Genomic DNA, 22123 nt, shown 5'->3' with positions numbered 1-22123 from the left:
AAGGAAATGAGGACTAAGCAATCAGTAAAATTTGTTGCCTATATTTGGCTTTTGGTGTTAGTGATATTAACAGCACTTGTAATTGTTACTTTTCAGGGAATAAGAAATAATTTCTCTGCTAATGGCGATCGCTCTCTGTCACTCGCTAGCTCGGCAAATTGTCGAACGATAGGGCATCAAATAGGAAAAACCAAAGTTTGTGGACAACCTGAAAAAATTGTAGTATTCGGTTCGCCCCTTTTAGAATCATTACTGACTTTAGATATTCAACCATCTGGGTTTGCTGACTATTTCATGTTTCACAAAGGAAATTTTGATAATCCCAGTCAACAAATCCCTTATTTGGGCAATCGAATTAATACTCAGCCAGCAAATTTAGGTTTGCTTTCCTCGCCCTCTATTGAAGCCATTCTCAAAGTCAAACCGGACTTAATTTTAGGTACTCAATACAATGCCAGCCAGTACAAAATATTATCCAAAATTGCTCCAACCTTACTACTTGATTGGAACAATGCAGAAAAAAACCTGAAGACGATCGCTCAAGCGGTCGGAAGTTCTAAAAAAACAGAATCACTATTAGCGGAAACAAAACAACAGATTAAAACGGCTCGTGATTCCTTTGCGCCTATAGTTGCTCAATACTCAAAAGTGCTGTTACTACATTCAGGAAACTTACAGGATATTTATTTGGGTGACAATGCTTTCGGTCTTTGCAGTTCCCTGATTAAAGAGTTAGGATTTCAGTTAATTTTGCCTCCTGAGTTAAATAAAAGTTCGCCTGTTTCTGTTTCACTTGAAATTTTATCTCAATTCAATGATGCAGATTCAATTATTTTATTAGGCAGCAATTTTAGCAAACTGAACAGCAAAAATAGCTTTAAAGAACACCAATTATTAAATCTAAAACAGGCATGGGAAAAAAATGCGATCGCTCAATCTTTTAAAGCCAGTAAAAACGGACGAGTCTACTTCATTCCATACTATATGTGTGCAAGTTTACCCGGTTCCATCGGTACAAAACTTTATCTCAAAGAACTGAAAAAGCAGTTGCTATCAGTAAGATAAGCTTTGTTACTTAGATTGCTAAAAAGCGGTCTAAAGAGAAGCATTCCATTTTGCTAAATTCCATAAAGTCCAATTAATTACTACTAATTTACTGTGCGTACTTTCTTAATTATCTGGATCGGTCAATTCGTATCTGCTATTGGCAGTGCCATGACTCAATTTGCACTAACCATTTGGGTTTGGCAGTTTACTGAGCAGGCAACAGCGATCGCCTTATTCAGTTTCTTTTTTTATTTCCCACAATTCTTTGTAGCCCTATTTAGTGGAATTCTTGTAGACAAATTTAACCGAAAACACCTGATGATTTTGGGTGATACCTGTGTAGCTTTATGTACCATTACAATTGCGCTACTTTATTCAACTAACAGCTTACTTATCTGGCATCTCTACGGTTTAGCTGCTATTTATGGTTGCTTCGGACATATCCAAAATCTTGCTTATTCAACCTCAATTCCTTTAATGGTGACAAAGGAGCATTACACTCGTGCTAGCAGTATGAGTACTTTGGTAGTTCAAGCATCAGCTATTATTGCTCCAGCCTTAGCAGGTATCCTCTATTCTGTTAATGGTCTATTGCTAATTATCGCCGTTGATATTACTACTTTCCTGATTGCTATTGGAACATTGTTATTAGTTAAAATTCCTCAACCTTCTCTAGATACAGAAGATACAACTAACTCCGAAAACGAAACAATTTTGCAGAAGATAGCAATGGGGTTTCAATATATTTTTTCCACACCAAGTTTACGGGCAATGACTATTGCTTTTTCCTTATTTTGGTTTTTTCATCAAATAGGAGAAATCTTATATGAACCGATGATTCTTGCCCGTACAGGTGGTAATGCCCAAGTGTTAGGTGTTGTTGTTACGGCTGCTGGAGTAGGTGGTGCGATCGGAGCATTAAGCTTAAGTATTTGGGGCGGTTTTAAGCGTCGCATTCATGGAATGTTAATTGGATTTATCGGTAGTGGTTTAGGTAAAATTGCATTAGGTTTAGGTCAAAAACAATTAACTTGGATTATCGCTCAGTTGTACTCCTACGCAAATGTACCTTTGTTATTAAGTTCTAGTAATGCGATCTGGTATGCCAAAGTATCACCCACTATTCAGGGACGAGTTTTTGCTGCCGATCATGCGATCGGAATGATAATTGGAACAATAGCTAGCTTAATTGCTGGATTTTTAGCTGACAGATTTTTTGAACCAGCAATGAAATCAAAAGGAGTTTTGGCATCCATTTTTGGTTCAGTTTTTGGTACGAACACAGGCAGCGGCATTACCTTATTATATGTTATGACTGCGATTTGCATAGTGTTAATTGGTATTGGCGGATATGCCTTCCGAACACTGCGGAATGTAGAAAACATTTTACTAGACCACGATATAAGTAGCGACTTGCAAACAAGAGGACATGGGCTTGCAAACAAGGACAAATCGAGTTCAGATTAAAATGATAAAAATGTGACCTGTTGGTTCATTTGCATTCCTTGGGGCTTTATTAGTGTAAAACAGCCCAAAAACCTTGCATGAGTCGAAGAAAATGTAACCCACATTCCGCACCCAGAACTGTCACAATCGGAAATTACGGATATAAAAGAGGAAAGCTTGCATAAAAAGAGACATTGTCCCTCAAAAAAGAGATTCCAGCCGCTAAGTTCTGGCTGATGGTTCTTATCTGAGTTGGATTGCACCTGACCGAGAATCTCAGAAAAAAGGGGCTACTCGGATGAGAGTGCGAGTGATTGAGTATGTAATTCAAGAGAATGGCAAAGAGCAAATTTATCGTTTGATTACTGAATTTTAGACCAAATAATTCCAGCTAAAAAACCTAGATCTAATCCACGAGTTGTCAAGAAAACCCGCTCGAAATTTAAGGCAGCTAAACCTATTCATCGTGGGCGAGGCACTCAGTTACAGCAGTTAAATTTCATAATTATTTAAAGTATTCCAGCCAAAAATTTGGCCCCTTTGACTGAGTTATTTATCAAGTTAATTATTCATTATTGAGTTAGTCGATCGGCTAAGTCTGTTTGCATTCAACCACAGACGGCACGTGGCATCATCCTAGAAACTCAGTTCTGATACTTCTTTTTTTATGGCATCGAACAAGAAACGGATGTTATCCAGACTCCGCCAAGTAAACCTGTCACTATTTGCGATCGTTGCAGAAGGTTTCCTATCGCGCCTCAGTTTCGGTTTCATTAGCTTTGCATTACCGCTCTACGCCAGTCATTTGGGGTTAAGCTTGACTCAAATTGGCTTTCTCATTGCCCTCAACGAAGCTGTAGCTTTGATGCTGAAACCTGTAATGGGTTATGCAGCTGACCGCTTTGGTTTGAAACGCAGCTTTACGATCGCAATTGGTCTACGTAGTTTAGTTGCGCTACTCCTAGCTTTTGTGACATCACCTTGGCAACTTTATGGCGTTAGAGCAATTCATGGTTCATCAAAAGCACTACGCGATCCAGCGGCTAGTGCTTTAATTGCTGAACAAGGCGGCAAAAAAGCGATCGCTTCCGCCTTCGCCTGGTATCATACAGCGAAAATGGTCGCAGGCTCTCTGGGTAAAGCACTGGCTGGGATTATCCTCACAATAACAGCCTCTAACTTCTCCCTAGTCTTTACCCTCTCCTTTGTTATCTCAGTATTACCACTCTACGCTGTCGCACGCTATGTCCGAGAAAATACGCCACAACCTGAAGAAACAAAGGCGGCGGTGGAAACTTTAACTCAAGCGACACCTGAAGAACCTCCTGTTAACGTCTTGGAATCTCGATGGTTGCTACTCCCGTTCACACTATTGAATTTTTTGATCAACGGTACAGCAGAAATGCTTAAAGGGCTGTTTCCCATCCTGGCGACACAATATGGTGGTTTGAACGAAGCGCAAACAGGTCTAATCTATACTGCTTCAACGATCGTACTGCTGATCTCAGGGCCGATGTTTGGTTGGCTGTCCGATCGCGGAAATCGTAAGCTTGTATTGATGGTGCGAAGCATTGCCAATACTATTTCCTCGATTATTTACATTTTTGCCCCTAATTTCCTCGGCATTACTACAGGAAAATTAGTAGATGACATTGGCAAATCAGCTTTTCGTCCAGCTTGGGGTTCTCTGATGGCGCACATCTCCAGCTTTGACAAGCGACGACGCGCCCAAACGATGAGTTGGATGATTTTGGGTGAAGATGCTGGCACAATTGTTGGGCCAATTTTGGCTGGTTTTCTCTGGACTACCTGGGGTCTGACAATTATGTTAAGCGCCCGTGTTGTGCTGGCGATCGTTACTGAAGTTTATGCTGCTTATCTCGATCGCTTATTAGAAAATACAGAGAGAGATAAGAGTACCCAACCTCATCGCCGTCGCCGTCGCCGTCGCCGTCGTCGAAGTTCTGTTCTTCATTGGTTTAGGAGAAAAACAAGACGGAGGTAAATGTCAAAAATTAGCTTTCCGCCCAAGTGCTTCCAATAAAAGGTGAGGAAAATTAACTGTCATTCCATCAACACCTGCTTGAATAGCTGATTTCATCACTTCTGTATTAGTTACTTTCCACGCTCTAACTTCTAAACCAATTTTCTGATAAGTGGAAACTAATTCTGGAGAAACTGCACTGGCGGGTAGACAAATTTGATCCAAACTTGCATCAACAGCTTGCATAACATTTCCCTGACTAAAGTCGGATGTTAACCATCCAACTTTAGTAGCAGGGAATTGAGCTTTGATGTTCTGTACCGTTGGAAAATTAAAGGATGTGAAAGTTACAGAATCTAAAAGATTAAATTCTTTTACCATTTCTAGAACAAGCAACTCTATTCCCACTTGTTTGACTTCCAAAACTAAGTGAGTACGATTTCCATAGCGTTCTAAACTATCTCGAAGTAGGGGTACTTTGGCACTGCTAAATTTTTCACCAAACCACGCTCCAGCATCTAATTTATTGATGACAGACCAAGGGGTTATTTGTACTAAACCTGTTCCATTAGTGGTGCGGTCTAGGGATTTGTCGTGGATCAGAATTAACTTTCCATCGCTAGTGGCGCGGATGTCTGTTTCGATCGCGTCTACACCAACTGATAATGCAACATCAAAACTTTCCCACGTATTTTCAGGAGCAAGACTTGCAGCGCCACGATGTCCAATAACTTGCATAACTTCAACTTCTTGTAATCAAAACCATCTAACAGCTTTCGCATTCCGATCTTCTAATTTACCAGTTTATTTCTATTGTTTATTTAGATAAATAAATCTCTATCTTTAGATGGATGTTTAAATAATTTGATTTTAGTAAACAGCATCCTAAAATTTCTGTATCTGCCAAAAGGATGAATTATTAACTGTTAATAATGAGAACATTCTCACGATATTTAACATTAGATTTAGTAAATTAAAGTAAGTTGATTGGGAAGTTAAAAATAGGTTAAATCAAAACCTTTTAATACCTTTTTACTTCTTCTAAACTAACACGCATTTAAATTTAACATTTTGCAACCTAGAGTTCTTTCAGCAAAGCTTTTGGGCAAAAGATAAGCCCTTAATAGCTGATTTTGAACTGAAAACAGTAAACAAAGGAGACAGAAAATGCAGGCAATTATTCTTGCAGCTGGTCGTGGTTCGCGGCTTACACCAGTGCTTAAAGGCAGACCTAAGTGCTTGGCACCAGTAGGAGAGATAAACCTAATTGAGTATCAGTTAGCTGCACTTCGCAGCTTTGGAATTACTGATGTTTGCGTTGTACTGGGATATTGCGGTAATCAAGTGCGTCAAGCGATCGGCGATCGCTGTCACTATGTCGTCAACCGTCGATATGCCAAAACTAATAGCCTTTACTCACTTTGGCTAACTCGAAACTGGGTACAAGATGACTTTATCCTTATGAACAGCGATGTTTTAGCCCATCCTCAAGTTTATCAACGTTTATTGGAAACTCCCGGTAATGCACTGGCTTATGATTCCAGTTCGGGAACTGAGGCAGAACAGATGAAAGTAGCTTTTAGAGAAAACAAGCTACGGCGCATTAGTAAAAAGCTTAGTGTCGAAAAAGCGCATGGCGAAAGTACTGGACTTTTGAAATTTACGGCATCCAGCATTAAATCCTTTTTTAATGCAGCTGAAACAGCCCTGGCAATTGGAGGAGAAAATCAATGGGCACCTGCTGCGATCGAACAATTAGCTCGTGAAATGCCCATCTTTGGTGCAGACATTGCCGATTTGCCTTGGGTGGAAATCGATTTCCCTGAAGATTGGCATCATGCTTGTGAAAGGATTTGGCCGAAAATTCGTAAGGCTGTTGTCTCTTCAAAACTCAAGCATACAGTACCTTCACCTGCTGCTTTGCGGGAAATCCTACTCGAATCAGAGGTGGCGTAATGAGTTATACCGAAGACTCAGTTTTTCAGACCATTCAGCAAATTCGTATACCTAGCGCAGTTGAAAAAGCTGTTGCTGATGCCTGGAGCAAATGGTCTGGCAAACAGCCCCAGTCTGTACGGATAAAGCTCGGTCTAACTAATTACAAGCCATTCGAGCGGGCGCGAGTTATGGCTGAAGCGACGATCGCACCGGGAGGCAGCAATCAAGCAACAATAACGCTCAATCTATTTTTTCAGATCTTTGCCAAAGCCGAAACCGCTCTTAAGGAGGCAGGGAACGGTTATAGTCAGAACTTTTTCCCCTGCAATGGGCCTCCAATATTTCTGATTCCCGATTGGCACACGGTTGTTTGGACGTTGCCTAATGCTCCAAATATGAGGGAGTTGGCACAGTTATTAGATCCAGAACATTTTTGCAATTTGTTAGTGCCGCCTGATGAATTAAAGGGGATGAACGAGGCGGATTATCCCACACCTAAACTGTTTCGTTATGTGCCATTAAAACGATCGCTTCTGACTTGGGAACACCCAACTACGCACAGTCGTTACTTTGCCAAGTTAATTAATGAAGATGACGCAGAATGTGTGATTCGCAATTTTCAGATCGTTGATGAAGTGGCTAAACGCGATCGATTAAAATTCGATGTTCCTCAAATTGTTTCCTACAATCCCACCATTCGCACCGTTTTAATGACTGAAGTTTCTGGCACTCAGTTTACAGAAATAATGCGTCGCGCTTTGCCGGAAACTTTTGCACAAGTGGGAGAAGTCCTCGGACAATTGCATTATTTAAATCTCGATCCTAAACCAGTTTGGACACCCCAAAAAGAGTTAAAAATTCTCTCTCGCCATCTCAAGGGTGCAAAGCTGGCACTTCCGCAATTAAGTTCTAGAATTGAGGGTGCGATCGCCAAACTGAAAAACTTATCCAAACAGTTTTCTTTCCCGCAAAATCAACCAATTCACGGCAATTTGTTTGGCGATCAAATTCATTACAATTCAAACAGAATCGGTATAGTTGATTGGGATATGCTTTCAGCAGGCGATTCCCTTTATGATATTGGTCGTTTGATTGCTCATTTAATTTATCTAGCTGGAAGAGAAGAAATATCGCCATCAGCTGTAAGCGCCTGTGTAGAAGCTTTGCTAAGAAGTTATGAAGCAGAAACTAATCGAGCGATCGAGCGATCGCGTTTAGTTTGGCATATCGCTACTCAAGTGTTGCTACGCGGTAAAATTTCGTCACTCAGAAAGTTACCAGAAGGATGGCAAACACATCTTAGTTTTGTTGTCACTGAATGCGAAAAATTGCTTGACGGTAAGAGTGATTATTTATCTTTACCAGCACTCAAATATGGGGTTTTATCAGAGGTATAGTTATGGTTTCTAGTAAGCACGTTACTGTCTTATTTACAGGTTATGCTCACGTTCACTTTCTCTGTTTTCGACCTATTTACGAGCATTTAGTAAAAATTCCCGGAGTAGAAGTTTATGTTTCTGGAGGGGTACGCACAGAAACCGAAACCGGATTCAATTACGATGGCGATGCAATGTACAAACCGTTTCATATTCCATCAGAGCGGATCTTATCAGTTGATGAAATTCAAAATCGCCAATTCGATGTACTCTTTTCTGCCAACAAGCGGATTATTGCACCTTTAGAAAACTTCGGAACGCGCATTCAAATTTTTCACGGCGTTTCTTTCCGCAACCGAGGAGTACGCCAGGAAAACCTAGATTACAATGTTTTCTTTATTATTGGCCCTTATATGCGGCGCAAATTTGCTGAATCTGGTTTGTTAGCAGAAAACGATCCGCGTGGGGTGTCAATTGGTTTTCCCAAAACTGATTCTTTAGTGACAGGAGAACTCGATCGCCAAGAGTTATTAGAAAAATATGGATTTGATGGAAAGCGATCGATAATTCTCTATGCTCCCACAGGACAAGCTGACAATTCGTTAGAAACAATGGGTAAAGAAGTGATTCGTCGTTTGTCAGAAACAAATCAGTACGATTTGCTAATTAAACCTCACGATCATCCGAAAAATAACATTGATTGGTTTGCAAAATTAGCACCTTTAGAAAGTCCTCATACTCGACTGGTGAGTGAACTTGATATTATTCCCTTACTTTATCTTTCCGATCTTTTAATTACCGATGCTTCTTCGGTTGCGAATGAATATACTTTATTAAATCGACCCTTGGTATTTTTGGATGTACCAGAGTTGATTGAGCGATCGCAAAAACAAGGCGCTTTAGTCGATCTAGAAACTTGGGGACGGCGCGGGGGTTTAATCGTCGAACATCCCGAACAAGTAGAAAAAATAGTAGCAACTAGCCTCGCAGAATCCGATCGTTTCTCAGAAATTCGGACTAACATTGCCCAAGATTTATTTTACAACCCCGGTCAAGCCACTAATGCCGCTATCTCATGGTTTAAAGAACAATTTCTATCTTGAAAATAAGGGAAATCGTAAAAGACAAATAAAGTAAATATCTGTCTATTCTACGGGAAGACTATCACCTACATCTGTGTTCATCTGTGTCCATCTGTGTTTCATCTGTGGTTAAAAATTCAACCTGCAATTCCCAACAGACAATTTCCAAAAACCCTCTTACAATAACCATTCAACCAGACTTTATCTCAATTCAATTGGGCAAACATGATGACGAAATCCTTAACACAAACTCCCAAAAAAATCGCTTATTACTTAAGGTATTGTGGCAACCTACATTACTTTGCAGCCATTAAACCTTATCTAGATTACTTTCTGCAACAAGGGATTCACCAAAATTACTTAGTCGTACAACAACTCAGTGCAGAAAGTAGCGATCGCGAATATACAGGCTACGCGCATTTATTCACAGATCGATGTGATTTAGACAGCTATGATTTAGTATTAACTCCTACCTTTTTGCGAGAGCAAGAAAGAAGTAACCAAACTCGCGCCGTACAAATTTTTCATGGGATGTCCGATAAACCTTTCACTTACGATCGCGATTTTAGCAATTACTTACTTTGCTTGTGCGTAGGTCAGCGACAGGCAGAACGCTTGCTGCAAAATGAGTGCAATCGTAATATGAAATGGGTTTTGATTGGATATCCTAAATTTGACGATTTCCCTATACAACCCAATCTATTTAACAATGATAGAAAAACTGTAATTTACTCCCCAACTTGGCGGAAAGGAAATATTAGCTCGATCGATATATTTTTGGATAATCTCGATGTTGTTCACCAAATTACTAAAGATTATAACCTAATTGTCAAACCACATCCGAATATTTTTAATTCCGATCGCCAATTTTACGATCCAGAAATTGTTAATCGTTTAAAAAGCATTTCCAATATAAAACTTGTTTGTTCGGGAAATGTTATGCCTTGGTTTGCTCAATCAGATCTGTTTATTGGCGATATTTCAGCTTCAGGCTACGAGTGGTTATATTTCAATAAACCTGCAATTTATCTCAATCCTCAACCTGGTAGACTGCAACGCAGTGCTGATGTTTCGTCAATGACTTATCTTTGGCAGTGCGGAGATGTGTGTGATGATATCCAGCAATTAAAGCATTTAATTGATGAGAATTTGCAATGCGATCGCTACGAAAAGATCCGCGAATCTATTCTGCATTACAGCGTGTTTAATCCCAGAGATAAAGGCGCGACTAAGCGTGGTATCGATCGACTTGAACAACTGTTGCATTTGAATTCATTACAGCAAGTTTAATCGAGTAGGGAACTTTTCTCCCTAGTAGTAGATGCGATCGAACTTAGAAATCGAGTTTTATTTCTGTTATGCTTTCCCAAAAAGTAACTTCAAGATGTCTACTAACCTTATTGGTATAAAGTTACACTTATCAGAGTCTAATAAAACGAAAAAATCTCGTGGATGGTATCGAATTTTCTTTGGAGTGCGATCGCGTATCCTAGCCTGGTACGTTGTGCTGATGGCTTGTTCTGCCATTGTCTGTATTTTGGCAATCCGTCAAGTTATGCTTGTCCGCCTAGATCAGCGAATTGAAAAGTCTCTTAACCACGAAACCAAAGAATTTCAACGAGTAGTACAAGGAACAAATCCCTCCACAGGTCAACCTTTTGGTGATGATGTCATCGCGATTTTCGATAAATATGTATCGCGTAACGTTCCCGATGAAAACGAGTATTTTATTGCGCTATTAAACGGTCAATTCTACAAATCTGACCCGACAATCCTTCCCAGTTCGCTTCAGTCAGATTCAGAGTTGCTTAAAGAATGGGCACAACTAACCGAGCAAAGGCAAGGTAAAAAGGAAACTTCAACGGGTACTCTCATCTATTTGGCGAAGCCATTGTTTAAAGGTAAAACTCGTGGAGTAATGGTAATGGTTTACTTCACTGGTGTTGAGCATCGCCAGATCGATGAAGGTACGGTTGTTGCGATTCAAGTAACTCTTGCCGTCCTTGCAGTTGCTTCGGTATTGGCTTGGATCGTCGCGGGACGGGCACTAGCTCCTCTGCGCTTACTTACGGAAACAGCCCACTCTATTACTGAATCTGACCTGACTCGACGTATTCCTGTTAAAGGATCGGATGAACTGGCAGAATTAACTATTACTTTTAATGAAATGCTCGATCGCCTTCAGGCTGCTTTTGCTAGTCAACAGGACTTTGTTAACGATGCTAGTCACGAACTGCGAACGCCGATTACGATCGTTCGAGGGCATTTGGAACTGCTGGGGGATGATCCTCAAGAACGGCGCGAAACGATTAAGTTGGTAACTGGGGAACTCGATCGCATGAATCGCTTTGTGGATGACTTGTTGTTATTGGCGAAGGCAGAACAACCTGATTTTTTAAACCTGGAAACGGTGGAAGTTGGTGAACTGACTGAGGAACTTTACGCCAAGGCAAAAGCTTTAGCCCATAGGGATTGGCATCTGGAACGCAAGGGTAAGGGGCGTATTGTAGCAGACTACCAACGTATTACTCAGGCAATTATGGAACTCGCTAGAAATGCAACCCAGCATACTCAAGAGAAAGACTTGATCGTTTTGGGTTCGATAGTGAGGAATGGTAAAGCTTATTTCTGGGTGCGCGACACTGGAGAAGGTATTGCCGAGGCTGAACAGGCAAGGATTTTTGAACGCTTTGCCCGAGTTGCTGATAGTCTTCGGTGTTCTTCTGGGGCGGGTTTGGGTTTGTCTATTGTTAGGGCGATCGCGATCGCTCACGGTGGTTGGATAGAACTATTAAGTAAACCGGGTGCTGGTTCTACTTTCACTCTTGTTATTCCGGTGGAACAATATTAAAGTTGAAATCTTTATGAATCGGATTCTAATTGCTGAAGACGAAGCTTTTATTGTTAGCTTTCTAGAGAAAGGTTTTAAAGCTCACGGATTTATTACCGCAGTAGCCAGAAATGGTTATGAAACAATTTCTATGGCTTCCAGTGAGGATTTCGATCTCCTAATTCTTGATATCGGTCTTCCAGGTAAAAATGGGTGGATTGTCCTCGAAGAATTGCGGCAGCGGGGAGAGCAAATGCCGATAATTATTCTTACTGCTCGTGATGGTGTAAAAGATAAAGTTGCGGGTTTGGAAGGTGGGGCTGATGACTATGTAACTAAGCCATTTGGTTTTGAAGAATTATTAGCACGAGTGCGTTTGCGATTGCGGGATAAACGATCGCCTAATGGAACCGAAGAAATGGTACTCAAGGCAAGTGATATTGTGCTCGATTTGCATAAACGTCAGGTTAAGGTTAGCGATCGCCTCATTGAATTATCAGCCAGAGAATTTACCCTTGCAGAAGTCTTTCTTCGTCATCCCGGAGAATTGTTGACCCGGGAAAAATTACTCGATCGGGTTTGGGGTTACGATTACGATCCGGGTTCAAATATTGTTGATGTCTATGTTGGTTATTTGCGAAAAAAGTTAGGGGGCGATCGGATCGAAACTGTTAGAGGTCAGGGTTATCGCCTCCGAATATAATATCAAATAACAAAATTGTTTTCTATTTTTTCGTCTATCTTTAGAGATATTTTTTGTACTTATATTTAGCTCAATTTACAACAAAATAATTTATTAACCTTTTGTTAACCAAAGGACAATTTTCGCTTAAACTTATAAAAATGAATCAATTTTTTGGCAATTTATTGTTAGCTCCAACCTTTTGTTTCGGAGTAACTTCCGTTGTATCTTTTTCGGCAATAACTGGGTCAATACCAGCTAATGCCGAAAGTGCAAATAGTTCTGTAGGTATAGGTTTTGCGATCGCGCAAAGCAATTTAGAAGTGTCGCTAGAGTCAGATTCGATGGCTCAAATTACTTCTGTTTCCCAACTTTCCGATGTACAACCGAGTGATTGGGCGTTCCAAGCATTACAATCTTTAGTAGAGCGTTACGGCATCATTGTTGGTTACGAGGATGGCACTTTCCGAGGCGATCGAGCAATGACACGCTACGAGTTTGCGGCGGGTTTGAATGCTGCTCTAAACCGCATTAACGAGTTAATTACAAGTGGAAATAGAAATTTAGTTAGTCAAGAAGATTGGGAAACATTACGAAAGTTACAAACAGAATTCGCCACTGAACTTAACGCCTTAAGAGGTCGAATTGATACTTTAGAAGTTCGCACCCAACAGCTAGAAGCTAACCGATTTTCCCCTACGACTAAACTTGAAGGTGAAGTAATTTTTGCCATCAGCGATGTGTTTGGCAATGAAGTTGGCGATCGTAATAATACGGTTTTTCAACAACGGGCGCGTCTCTATTTTGAAACTAGTTTTACAGGCAAAGACCGCTTGAGAACTCGTCTTGATTTTGGCAATTTTGAACGTTTCGATTTACCAACTTATGAAGGTCGCCTCGCTTTTGCTTCCAATACTGATGGTGTAGTTGAACTAGGAGATTTAGAGTATCGCTTTCCTATAGGTGAAAGACTAACAGTTTTTCTTGAAGCAAATAATGCTGGACTTCATGACTTCACTAATGTTATTAACCCATACTTTAGAAGCAGTGGGAGTGGTGCAATTTCTCGCTTTGGTCGGCGCAATCCAATATATCGAATTCCTAATGCAAATGCTGGTTTAGGTGCAAGATTAAAATTAAGCGATGCTGTCAGATTTGACTTTGGTTACCTAGCAGGAGAAGCAGATAATCCTACTTCTGGTAGAGGTTTATTCAATGGGGATTATGGCGCTATTGGTCAGTTAACATTTAATCCCAGCGATCGCTTTGCCCTTGGCTTAACTTACATTCATTCTTATGCCTCTGCGGGTGAAGGTCTTGATACTGGAACTGGCAGTACAGCCGCCCGCTTAAATCAATTAGGGCCACAAGAAATTGAGCGTCCGGTAGTTGCTAACTCCTACGGTATCCAAGCTAATTATAGAGTCACTGATAATATTGCTATTGGTGGTTGGGTTGGATATACAGCTGCTCGTGCGATCGGTTTCGGAGATGCTCAAATTTGGAACTATGCTCTGACTATAGCTTTTCCCGACCTTGCTAAAGAGGGAAATTTGGGCGGAATTATTATCGGCATGGAGCCTAAGTTAACTAATACTAGTAGTGGTTTAAGAGCGATCGGACAATTTGAAGACCCCGATACCTCACTGCACATTGAAAGCTTTTACAGATATCAGGTGACGGATAACATTGCCATTACTCCCGGTATCATCTGGATAACAAATCCGAATCACAACAACAACAATGATGACTTTGTTATTGGCACTATCCGAACTACTTTTGAGTTCTAATTATGCAATTGGGTTCTTCCATTCGGGGGGCGACAAGCGCCCCCTGAACTAGCATAAGCGCAAACAGTCTCCAGAGGATGCTTCCGGTAAGCAAATAAAAATAGCAGCTAATGAGATTTAAACTTTGGACAAAAGAAAAGTTGTTTCGCGACGTTGTAGCGCGAAAAAATTATCATTAATAATGAAGAATTAGGCTGATTTAAGCAGCAGTCTGTGTCGGAGAAGGGTTCTTTTTCATCTTTTTAGTCTTTTTGACCACAGGATGTCGTTTTCTTTTCTCTTTGGAATCACCTTGTAACCGCCTAATCGAAAAACCACGGCATCAGGTAGATGCCAAGTAATTTCATCTTTTAAATCAAATCGTTCACCATACCAGAGGCGGTGTGCCCGACCGGAATTAGTTTCTTCATTAATGGATGGTTGACGGTAGAAAACTCTATTGCTACGTACTCTGGTAATTAGTACTAAATTTGATTGAGAAGAGAGTGCATCCAGAAATTGACGTTGGGAGTAATAACTATCAGCAAAGAGCTTTAATTAATGGAGAAAGCGTTTTGAGTAGAGATTTTTGAAGTTGTTTTCTTTCGGCAACTGCTGTGTTGGGGCTACTCGGTTCCTAAATTTCTAACCTCACGTTTTGACATTAAAGCTTTTTAAGCAATAAATTATTTCGCGTTTACTCATCGCGAAACACTTTTCTTCTTTGTCCAAAGTCCAATCAAAAAGAATTCTATCATCGTGCCAAACTCAATAGCGCTGCCGCGTTAGGGCAGTATCAACCTGAAATGGAGAAGGTAGAAACGTGAATTCTGCAAGGTAAAACTCATGTAGGTTCCCCGATCGCGATATGAGTTTACCTGGCAACAGCAATCGAGCTGTTCTTAGAGCAATGTCACTGATAACAATATTTGCGCCTACAAATAATAGTACAGCTAAACTTTCCATCATGTTGGTTGTGCTGCGCTCGACAAAACGTAAAGATACCAGCGATAAAGCAGCAAAGCTGAGCGTGAATGCCCAGTGAGATGCGGTAATTTGATAAAAGTTACTTAAAGAAGTGCTTGATGAATTAACGGAATGATGACATCAATGTTTTTAACCAACTCATCTGGCAGAGAATACCGCTGTTTTATATAGTTGGGATCGTTGTAACTGAGCCATACCGTTTTGTCAGTCGCTTCATAAGCCAGTATTTTCAGTGGCAAATCCAGAGCGATCGTGGGTTCTGCCACCATCAGAGGGGTTCCGGCTTTTGGATTACCAAATAGTAACAACTGCGTTGGAAGTAAATTGAGTCCAACTTTCTCAGCTTCCGCCTGTTGATCGATGCGGGCAAAAATGGTGATGCCTTTTGCCTGAATCACACTTACCAAGCGATCGATCGCTTCATTGACTGAATACGGGCTAGGCTGGTTGATAATGCCGTTATTTGCATTCATAACATAGACTCCTTACATAACAAAAACTGAAAAATATAGTCGTGACCATAACTTCTTAAAGATTGAGGTCGGATAATCCCAAATGATCGTCGGGACGGCGACCCAGAGCCCAGTGGTATTTGCGATCACTCTCTTGAATAGGCAAGTCGTTGATGCTAGCAATCCGTCGCCGCATCAGTCCATGTTCGTCAAACTCCCAATTTTCATTGCCGTAGGAACGGAACCAGTTACCGGAATCATCATGCCATTCGTAAGCAAACCGAACAGCAATTCGATTGTCTTGAAAAGTCCAAAGCTCTTTGATTAAGCGGTAATCCAATTCTTTAATCCACTTTCGGGTCAAGAATTCTACAATCGCCTCACGACCGGATAGAAATTCTGAGCGGTTACGCCAAACACTATCTGAGGTGTAAGCGAGTGATACTCGTTCAGGATTACGGGTATTCCAGGCATCTTCTGCAAGACGGACTTTTTGGATAGCAGATTCCCGATCGAAAGGTGGCAAGGGTGGTCGAGACTTTTCGGGGTTGTTCATAGTTGTATCAAATAGCATTTCAGCAGTCAAATAATATCAATCAGTGGCGATTCTAATCGCTGATGATGGAAAGAGTTTGCCCCGCAGCAAGAGTCGCAATGTTCCTATAGCAATGCTACCAATCACGATATTTGCACCAATAAATAATAGCACTGCCAAACCTTCTATTGCTCCGGTCATACCGCGTTCAACAAAGCGTAAGGGAGCCAATGCCAAGCCAGCAACGCCAAGCGTAAATGCCCAATAGGATGCTGAAAAAGGTTGTTGGCATAACCACGGTAGCAACCTGAGTAGGATTAGTGCCTGCATCAGTCCATAGCCGAAAAGCATTTGAGCAAAGATGTCGGGCAGACCGTAAGTGAGACTTAAGTAGGCAACACAGCCGACGGTAGGGGGTGCCAGTTGAATGCCCAGTGTTGGACGTAGGCGTTTGGGCAATGGTTCCAATAGATACAATCGCTGCATGATAATCGACTCCAATGCGAACCATGAAAACAGCCCCATCCCGCAAAACAACGCACCCCACTCACGATAGCCGAAAGTACTGGCTGAAATTGTACCAACAAACCCACCTGCAACTGTCGTCAGATAAAGCACAGGTGTAGTTGCTTCTGGCTTACCTCCGCCCATCCAGAACTGCCCGGAACGATATACACCAAAGCCTAATTGACCGATCGCGCCAATCATGAAGAGTGCAACCGCGAGTGTACGGTTATAGGGTGCGATCGCCAACGACACCAGCAATGTAGACACAGGCACTAGACCAATAAAACAACATAAAATAGGATGTCTGAACTCTGCCCATGCTTCCGCCCGCGCCCACACCCATTTGCTGGTATAAAGAAGTAAAAACACGAACCACACTACAACTGCCAGTAACATAATTGCTTCACCAATCCAAGCAGGCAAATGCCAAACTTTACTCGCTACTCGCCAACAATTCCCTAGCCCAACCAAACCTAGAATGATACCAAAAAAGGAAGCGGGCACATCTGGGCGATTGGCTTTCAGGAGGGCAAATTTTGAACGTAATTTTCTCATACTCAATCTTGGCAACTTAGTCCAAATTGAACCTGCCTAGACGCTCTTGGGTCGCCATTCTCAGTAGCGATCTGATCTACAAAACAATCCCTATTTTCGTATAGGCAACGACGGTTAGGGGCGTGCGCTGTCAAATTTGTGCCATACCGCCATCCACAAATAACTCAATGCCGTTCACAAAGCTGCTGTCGTCTGAAGCAAGAAAAACAACAGCTTTGGCAATTTCATCGGGTGTGCCGACTCTTCCCAACGGAATGTTGATGGCTTGGCTATCTACAAACTCCTGCAACTGCTGATCATTCAGTCCCAAGAGACCGTAACCTGGAGTCGGAACCACACCAGGACTGATGGCGTTCACCCGAATCTGGCGTTCTTTGAGATCGAGTGTCCAATTACGGGCAAACGATCGCACAGCGGCTTTAGTCGCGCCGTAAACACTGAAGGCAGGAACGCCTTTCATCGAATTAATCGAGGCGTTCAGGATGATGGAAGCTCCCTCTGGCAGCAGCGGCAGTGCCTTCTGCACTGTGAACAACAACCCTTTGACGTTGATGTTGAATATTTTGTCAAAGTGTTCCTCAGTGATTGAGCCGAGGGGGGCGATTTCACCAACGCCAGCATTGGCAAACACTACATCAAGATGTCCTTGCTCTTGTTTAATCGTCGCAAACAGGCGATCGAGGTCTGCCAAATTAGAAACATCGCTTTGAATACCCCGGATGTTTTCGCCGATCGCGTCCACCGCAGCATCCAATTCAGCTTGACGACGACCTGTAATGAAAACATACGCTCCTTCAGCAACAAATTGCTTGGCAGTGGCAAGACCGATACCACTGTTTCCACCTGTGATAAGAGCAACTTTTCCTTCTAGTTTGTTCATCTGATTAAACCTCGTAGGATTCTAAGTTTGTGTGAACCATTGAAAATTCTTGCTTTGAGTGCAGTACAGTCTGGACGGGTATGGGGTGTAAGGAATGCAAGTGAGAAGTGCTTTATTTGCACTTGTGGCTTCACAACTTTGAGAATAACAAAGAATTCGATCCCCTCTTGCTCTAGCAAGTTTTGAACCGCGATCGCTATATCGCGGTCTTGCTGCGATAAAATCTGCTCACTCTGCCCAATCACAGTAACGCGAGAGCCAAAGCGATGAAACATCTGGGCAAATTCCAAGCCAATGTAACCACTTCCGAGTACGATCAAATGCTCCGGTAACTGTTCTAGTTCCATGATTGACTCACTCGTTAGAAACCCGGTTTCCTTAAGTCCAGGTATGGGCAACCTCCGCACTTGCTACCATCGTTTTTGTAGGAATGCAAGCAATGTTGATACATCCACCCCCAATCATTGCTAAACTACGCTCCACCAGAGCAGTTTTTCTCCCCGCCGCAACCAGCACGGGTGCCAATGTTTTACCCGCTTTGCCGCCACCGATAATAATATCGTCGTAGTATTCAGTGTTCACTTACATCTCCCTCAAGCAAAGAATGTGATAAACCTGCGGTTGCTTAGAAAACATTGCTGCCATCTAATCTAAATCGATGAATATGCTGAGTTTTGGATGTTGCATTCAGTGAGAGGGGTTTGCTTAGTATGACTCGATTTAATTAAATCGGCTGCTTTCTCACCAATCATGATCGTCGGTGCATTTGTATTGCCTGTCGTAATAGTTGGCATGATGGAGGCATCCACAACCCGCAAACCCTCAATTCCATATACCCGCAGCTCAGGGTCTACTACTGCCATTGGATCAGTGCCCATTTTGCAAGTGCCAACCGGATGCCACACCGTACTGCAAGTGTTTAGGATGTATGCTTCTAATGCTGCATCACTCTGAACATTTACGCCCGGAGCGATTTCTTCACCACGAAACTCATCAAAGGCGCTGGATTGAAACAATTGGCGGATTAATTTAATTCCCTCAACTAACTTTTGCACATCAGCTTCACTTTGCAGATAATTCATCCGGATCATTGGTGCGTCTTTGGGGTCGAGCGATCGCAAACTGACATTGCCAATGTTTTGAAGACGAGTCAAAGAAACTGCACCCGTAAATCCAGAAGCAGCAGGAACATAATTCGGCGGTAAGAATTGAATGGGACCGAAGAAAAACTGTAAGTCAGGTGCTGTTTCCAAATTCCTCTTACTGTGTAAAAACAATCCAACTTCAATTCCATTACTGGTGACAGCAGGACGGATAGTTTGAGTGGCTGCTTGAACAACACAAGCAAGAATGTGATCTTGGAGATTTTGACCGACTCCTGGCAAATCAGCCACTACCGGAACTCCCATTGCTTGCAGATGGTTTGCATTACCAATGCCAGACAGCATCAATAATTTGGGTGAATCAAACGCACCCGCACTTAAAATTACTTCCCGGTTGGCTCTAACCCGATGCAACGTCGTCCCTTCTTGCAAATATTCTACTCCAACAACGCGAGTGTCCTCAAATAACAATCGCGTTACCAAAGCACCTGTCGTTATGGTCAAATTGGCGCGTTGGAGAATTGGTACGAGAAAAGCAGCAGCAGCACTGTGTCGTTTACCGTCCTTGACCGTCAATTGATAAAGTCCGACTCCCTCCTGCTTCTTCCCATTGAAGTCAGGATTGTAGCCATATCCGAGCGCGATCGCTGCGTCTATAAAGCATTGAGAAATGGGAGCTAAAGAAGTGACATCGGTGACGCTCAACTCACCATCTACACCGTGATAAGGATCTGCACCGCGTGAGGAGTGTTCCGATTTTTTGAAATAAGGCAAGACATTCTGATAACTCCAACTGGGATTGCCCAATTCCTGCCAGCGATCGTAATCGGAGGAATTGCCCCGAATATACATCATGAAATTAATTGAACTGCTGCCCCCCAAGACTTTGCCACGAGAACAAAACATTTTGCGGTTATTCAGATAGGGTTCTGGTTCTGAGAAGTAACCCCAGTCTACTTCGGAGCCAAGTAAGCTGATACATTCTGCTGGAATATGGATCTCCGGTTTCGTGTCTGGATTGCCCGCTTCAAGCAGTAACACGGTTGTGTCAGTGTCTTCTGTTAGACGATTAGCGACGACACAACCTGCCGACCCTGCACCAATCACGATGTAGTCATATTGAGACACAATACCTTTCCTCTCGGTTACACTTAATTCGAGTTGCCAAAAAAATTGCTGCGACTAACTACGCACCAATGGTGTATCCACCAAATGTTCTGCCAAAAACCAAACTTGTGTCTCATGGAGTCGCAATGCTTGACTCACTAACAAATCATTGGTGCCACTATCTCCACTTGCTGCGGTTTTGTCGATCGCCACTCTCAATTCCCCAATAATCAACTCATGTGCCTCTAGCAAGCGTGACAGCATCACGGGAACCTCTTCCACACCATTGGGAGGACGCTGAATCTTGGTGACTTCTGCCACATGGCGTGGATCGGCGATCGCCACGCCTCCTAGGGTTTGCACTCGTTCGCCCAAAGCATCAATTAACTCAATCTGTTCACTGGCGTGTTTATCGAGCAATAGATGCAGTTGATAAAAAGTGTGTCCCCGCATCAACCAGTGATGTTTCTTATAGAGGTGATAAAGAACGATAACATCTGCCAAAATCTGATTGACTAAAACACAACTTTCACTACGAACTTTGGGATTGAGGACGATCGGTAAATCACGGAGAGTACCATACTGTTGAATTTCATAGCCATGTTGATGCAGTAATGGTTGACTCTGATTAACTTCAGTGATTTTACTTGTGTTTTGAGTTTGCACGATCGAATCTCCTTTGTTGACTCAATTTGTTGTCACTTAACTTGTCACTTACTATGCCCCTGTAGCAAACGCCTTTGACCTCTTCATACAAGAAGCCATCATTGCGGCAATTGCTATATTTCTAATGACTTGCATTAACAATCGCTGTCGTTAATTGCTCTATATTCCAGCGCTCGGTATAACGAACACGATTGATAAACAATGCTGGAGCAAACGTTACTCCACTCTGGTATGCACTTTCGATATCTTGATTGATGCGATCAATATGGGTTCCCCTAAATATATCTTGCAAAAATCGAGGAATATTGAGACCTAAATTATTGGCATATTCCACTAAATAACCGTTTCCTAACTCTTGTTGATGGAGAAACAACATCTCGTGCATTTGCCAGAACCGATCTTGGACTGCCGCTGCCTCAGCCGCTTCCGCAGCATGTTGAGCATGAGTATGAATTTGGTGTTGTGGAAAATGTCGGAAAATGAAACATAAAGAGTTCTCCTTTGAAGAAACACTAAACTGGCGCAAAATAACTTTAATCAGCCTATAAACACTCGCACTCTGAAAACTTTGATAGTCTCCATACATGACCAACATCAAAGTGGCATCTAGCCGACCCTGTATGTGATCCTGTGTTGAAGGTGGGACAGATAACAAACTGCGATTCCGATCCTGACTCACTGTAACCTCTGAGGAAAAACATCTATTAATTGCAAACGATTAATAAATGTTTTTCCTTGTGCGTTCCATATTTGGCAAACCTGAAACGTGCAATTAAATCACTACCAAGATTTGCATGAATTCAATATAGGCAATTGACTCGTGCTTGTCGTCCACTCACGGTTGTCATTTTTATGTAATCAAGCGATGAGTGAAACAGCTGATCTCATGATGGAAAACTGACTCGAACTTTAGTTGGTATTTAAATTCCCACTTCTGTACAATCTACAAGCTAACAATCCCGCGCTTAACGGCAACAATTACCGCTTGAGTACGATCGCCCACACCCAATTTGCCTAAAAGTCGATTTATATGGGATTTGACAGTACTTTTGCCACTTGAAGGATAAAGTGGCACTTTGTGCCATTTTATCCTTCAAGTAATTGAGTGCCATTTTATGCTTTCAGTTGGCGACACTTGTAACGCTGGGAAATAGCACGACATAAATCAGGGAAATAT

General features: G+C 42.0%; 21 protein-coding genes and 2 pseudogenes. 11 read left to right on the top strand and 12 right to left on the bottom strand.

Going from position 1 to position 22123, the window contains the following annotated elements:
• The first annotated feature begins 6 nt into the window (after positions 1-6).
• The 3 genes from IQ264_RS03345 to IQ264_RS03335 all read left to right on the top strand — a co-directional run bounded on the left by IQ264_RS03345 (position 7) and on the right by IQ264_RS03335 (position 4498).
• Complete coding sequence (locus tag IQ264_RS03345; RefSeq protein ID WP_193978590.1) at positions 7-1065, top strand: iron-siderophore ABC transporter substrate-binding protein; 1059 nt, start codon at positions 7-9, stop codon at positions 1063-1065.
• Positions 1066-1158: 93 nt separating this feature from the next.
• The gene (locus tag IQ264_RS03340; protein WP_193978588.1) at positions 1159-2514 is read left to right on the top strand and encodes an MFS transporter; all 1356 of its coding nucleotides are present in this window, start codon (positions 1159-1161) and stop codon (positions 2512-2514) included.
• A 646-nt stretch (positions 2515-3160) separates the two neighbouring features.
• Entirely contained in the window at positions 3161-4498 is a 1338-nt protein-coding gene (locus IQ264_RS03335) for an MFS transporter (RefSeq protein WP_228061252.1), read from the top strand.
• A 3-nt stretch (positions 4499-4501) separates the two neighbouring features.
• On the opposite strand, the gene IQ264_RS03330 is transcribed toward IQ264_RS03335, so the two are convergent.
• Entirely contained in the window at positions 4502-5215 is a 714-nt protein-coding gene (locus IQ264_RS03330; protein ID WP_193978586.1) for a glycerophosphodiester phosphodiesterase, read from the bottom strand.
• Between the two features lie 429 nt (positions 5216-5644).
• Here IQ264_RS03330 and IQ264_RS03325 point away from each other — a divergent pair, with 429 nt between their 5' ends.
• The 7 genes from IQ264_RS03325 (at position 5645) to IQ264_RS03295 (ending at position 14175) form a co-directional block, all read left to right on the top strand.
• On the top strand, positions 5645-6433 hold the full coding sequence (locus tag IQ264_RS03325) for an NTP transferase domain-containing protein (protein ID WP_193978585.1): 789 nt from the start codon (positions 5645-5647) through the stop codon (positions 6431-6433).
• Entirely contained in the window at positions 6433-7812 is a 1380-nt protein-coding gene (locus IQ264_RS03320; RefSeq protein ID WP_193978583.1) for a phosphotransferase, read from the top strand. Before IQ264_RS03325 ends, IQ264_RS03320 begins: the two co-directional genes overlap by 1 nt.
• 2 nt (positions 7813-7814) lie before the next feature.
• Positions 7815-8894: a CDP-glycerol glycerophosphotransferase family protein gene (locus IQ264_RS03315; RefSeq protein ID WP_193978581.1), complete on the top strand. Its 1080-nt coding sequence runs from the start codon at positions 7815-7817 to the stop codon at positions 8892-8894.
• 204 nt (positions 8895-9098) lie between these two features.
• Complete coding sequence (locus IQ264_RS03310) at positions 9099-10163, top strand: CDP-glycerol glycerophosphotransferase family protein (RefSeq protein WP_193978579.1); 1065 nt, start codon at positions 9099-9101, stop codon at positions 10161-10163.
• 94 nt (positions 10164-10257) lie between these two features.
• On the top strand, positions 10258-11724 hold the full coding sequence (locus IQ264_RS03305) for a sensor histidine kinase (protein ID WP_228061251.1): 1467 nt from the start codon (positions 10258-10260) through the stop codon (positions 11722-11724).
• 13 nt (positions 11725-11737) lie between these two features.
• Positions 11738-12406, top strand: coding sequence for a response regulator transcription factor (locus tag IQ264_RS03300; protein ID WP_193978577.1), 669 nt, complete (start codon positions 11738-11740; stop codon positions 12404-12406).
• Positions 12407-12546: 140 nt separating this feature from the next.
• Positions 12547-14175, top strand: a complete 1629-nt coding sequence (locus IQ264_RS03295) for an iron uptake porin (RefSeq protein WP_193978575.1) — start codon at positions 12547-12549, stop codon at positions 14173-14175.
• A gap of 234 nt (positions 14176-14409) precedes the next feature.
• Here the strand turns inward: IQ264_RS03295 and IQ264_RS33810 are convergent.
• Positions 14410-14688: pseudogene (locus IQ264_RS33810) on the bottom strand (transposase); the annotation flags it as partial.
• A 376-nt stretch (positions 14689-15064) separates the two neighbouring features.
• Between IQ264_RS33810 and IQ264_RS33375 the strand changes: the two are divergent.
• On the top strand, positions 15065-15199 hold the full coding sequence (locus IQ264_RS33375) for a hypothetical protein (protein ID WP_265583020.1): 135 nt from the start codon (positions 15065-15067) through the stop codon (positions 15197-15199).
• 25 nt (positions 15200-15224) lie between these two features.
• Here IQ264_RS33375 and IQ264_RS03285 read toward each other — a convergent pair whose 3' ends face one another.
• From IQ264_RS03285 to IQ264_RS03245, 10 genes and pseudogenes are all read right to left on the bottom strand, one after another.
• Positions 15225-15614 carry a DUF302 domain-containing protein gene (locus IQ264_RS03285; protein WP_193978573.1) on the bottom strand — a complete coding sequence of 130 codons (390 nt, stop codon included), beginning with the start codon at positions 15612-15614 and terminating at the stop codon, positions 15225-15227.
• 55 nt (positions 15615-15669) lie between these two features.
• Positions 15670-16149 (bottom strand): DUF1348 family protein, encoded by a 480-nt coding sequence (locus IQ264_RS03280; protein WP_193978571.1) that lies wholly within the window; start codon positions 16147-16149, stop codon positions 15670-15672.
• Positions 16150-16185: 36 nt separating this feature from the next.
• Positions 16186-17139 carry a dicarboxylate transporter/tellurite-resistance protein TehA gene (gene tehA, locus IQ264_RS03275; RefSeq protein ID WP_322744590.1) on the bottom strand — a complete coding sequence of 318 codons (954 nt, stop codon included), beginning with the start codon at positions 17137-17139 and terminating at the stop codon, positions 16186-16188.
• A 181-nt stretch (positions 17140-17320) separates the two neighbouring features.
• Entirely contained in the window at positions 17321-18070 is a 750-nt protein-coding gene (locus tag IQ264_RS03270) for an SDR family oxidoreductase (protein ID WP_193978567.1), read from the bottom strand.
• Positions 18067-18417 (bottom strand): NAD-binding protein, encoded by a 351-nt coding sequence (locus IQ264_RS32650; protein ID WP_228061250.1) that lies wholly within the window; start codon positions 18415-18417, stop codon positions 18067-18069. Before IQ264_RS32650 ends, IQ264_RS03270 begins: the two co-directional genes overlap by 4 nt.
• 31 nt (positions 18418-18448) lie before the next feature.
• On the bottom strand, positions 18449-18652 hold the full coding sequence (locus IQ264_RS32645) for an FAD-dependent oxidoreductase (protein ID WP_322744589.1): 204 nt from the start codon (positions 18650-18652) through the stop codon (positions 18449-18451).
• 68 nt (positions 18653-18720) lie between these two features.
• Positions 18721-20301 (bottom strand): GMC family oxidoreductase, encoded by a 1581-nt coding sequence (locus IQ264_RS33615; RefSeq protein WP_193978565.1) that lies wholly within the window; start codon positions 20299-20301, stop codon positions 18721-18723.
• A gap of 54 nt (positions 20302-20355) precedes the next feature.
• Positions 20356-20946, bottom strand: coding sequence for a Dps family protein (locus tag IQ264_RS03255; RefSeq protein WP_193978563.1), 591 nt, complete (start codon positions 20944-20946; stop codon positions 20356-20358).
• A gap of 121 nt (positions 20947-21067) precedes the next feature.
• Positions 21068-21625, bottom strand: coding sequence for a DsbA family protein (locus tag IQ264_RS03250; protein WP_193978561.1), 558 nt, complete (start codon positions 21623-21625; stop codon positions 21068-21070).
• A 264-nt stretch (positions 21626-21889) separates the two neighbouring features.
• Positions 21890-22006 (bottom strand): annotated as a pseudogene (locus tag IQ264_RS03245) (LuxR C-terminal-related transcriptional regulator); the annotation flags it as partial.
• Positions 22007-22123: the final 117 nt, after the last annotated feature.

The organism is [Phormidium] sp. LEGE 05292, from assembly GCF_015207735.1.
Classification (GTDB): Bacteria; Cyanobacteriota; Cyanobacteriia; order Cyanobacteriales; family Aerosakkonemataceae; genus Floridanema.
The sequence above is the reverse complement of the archived record's forward strand: the minus strand, read 5'-3'. Positions and strand labels throughout refer to the sequence as shown.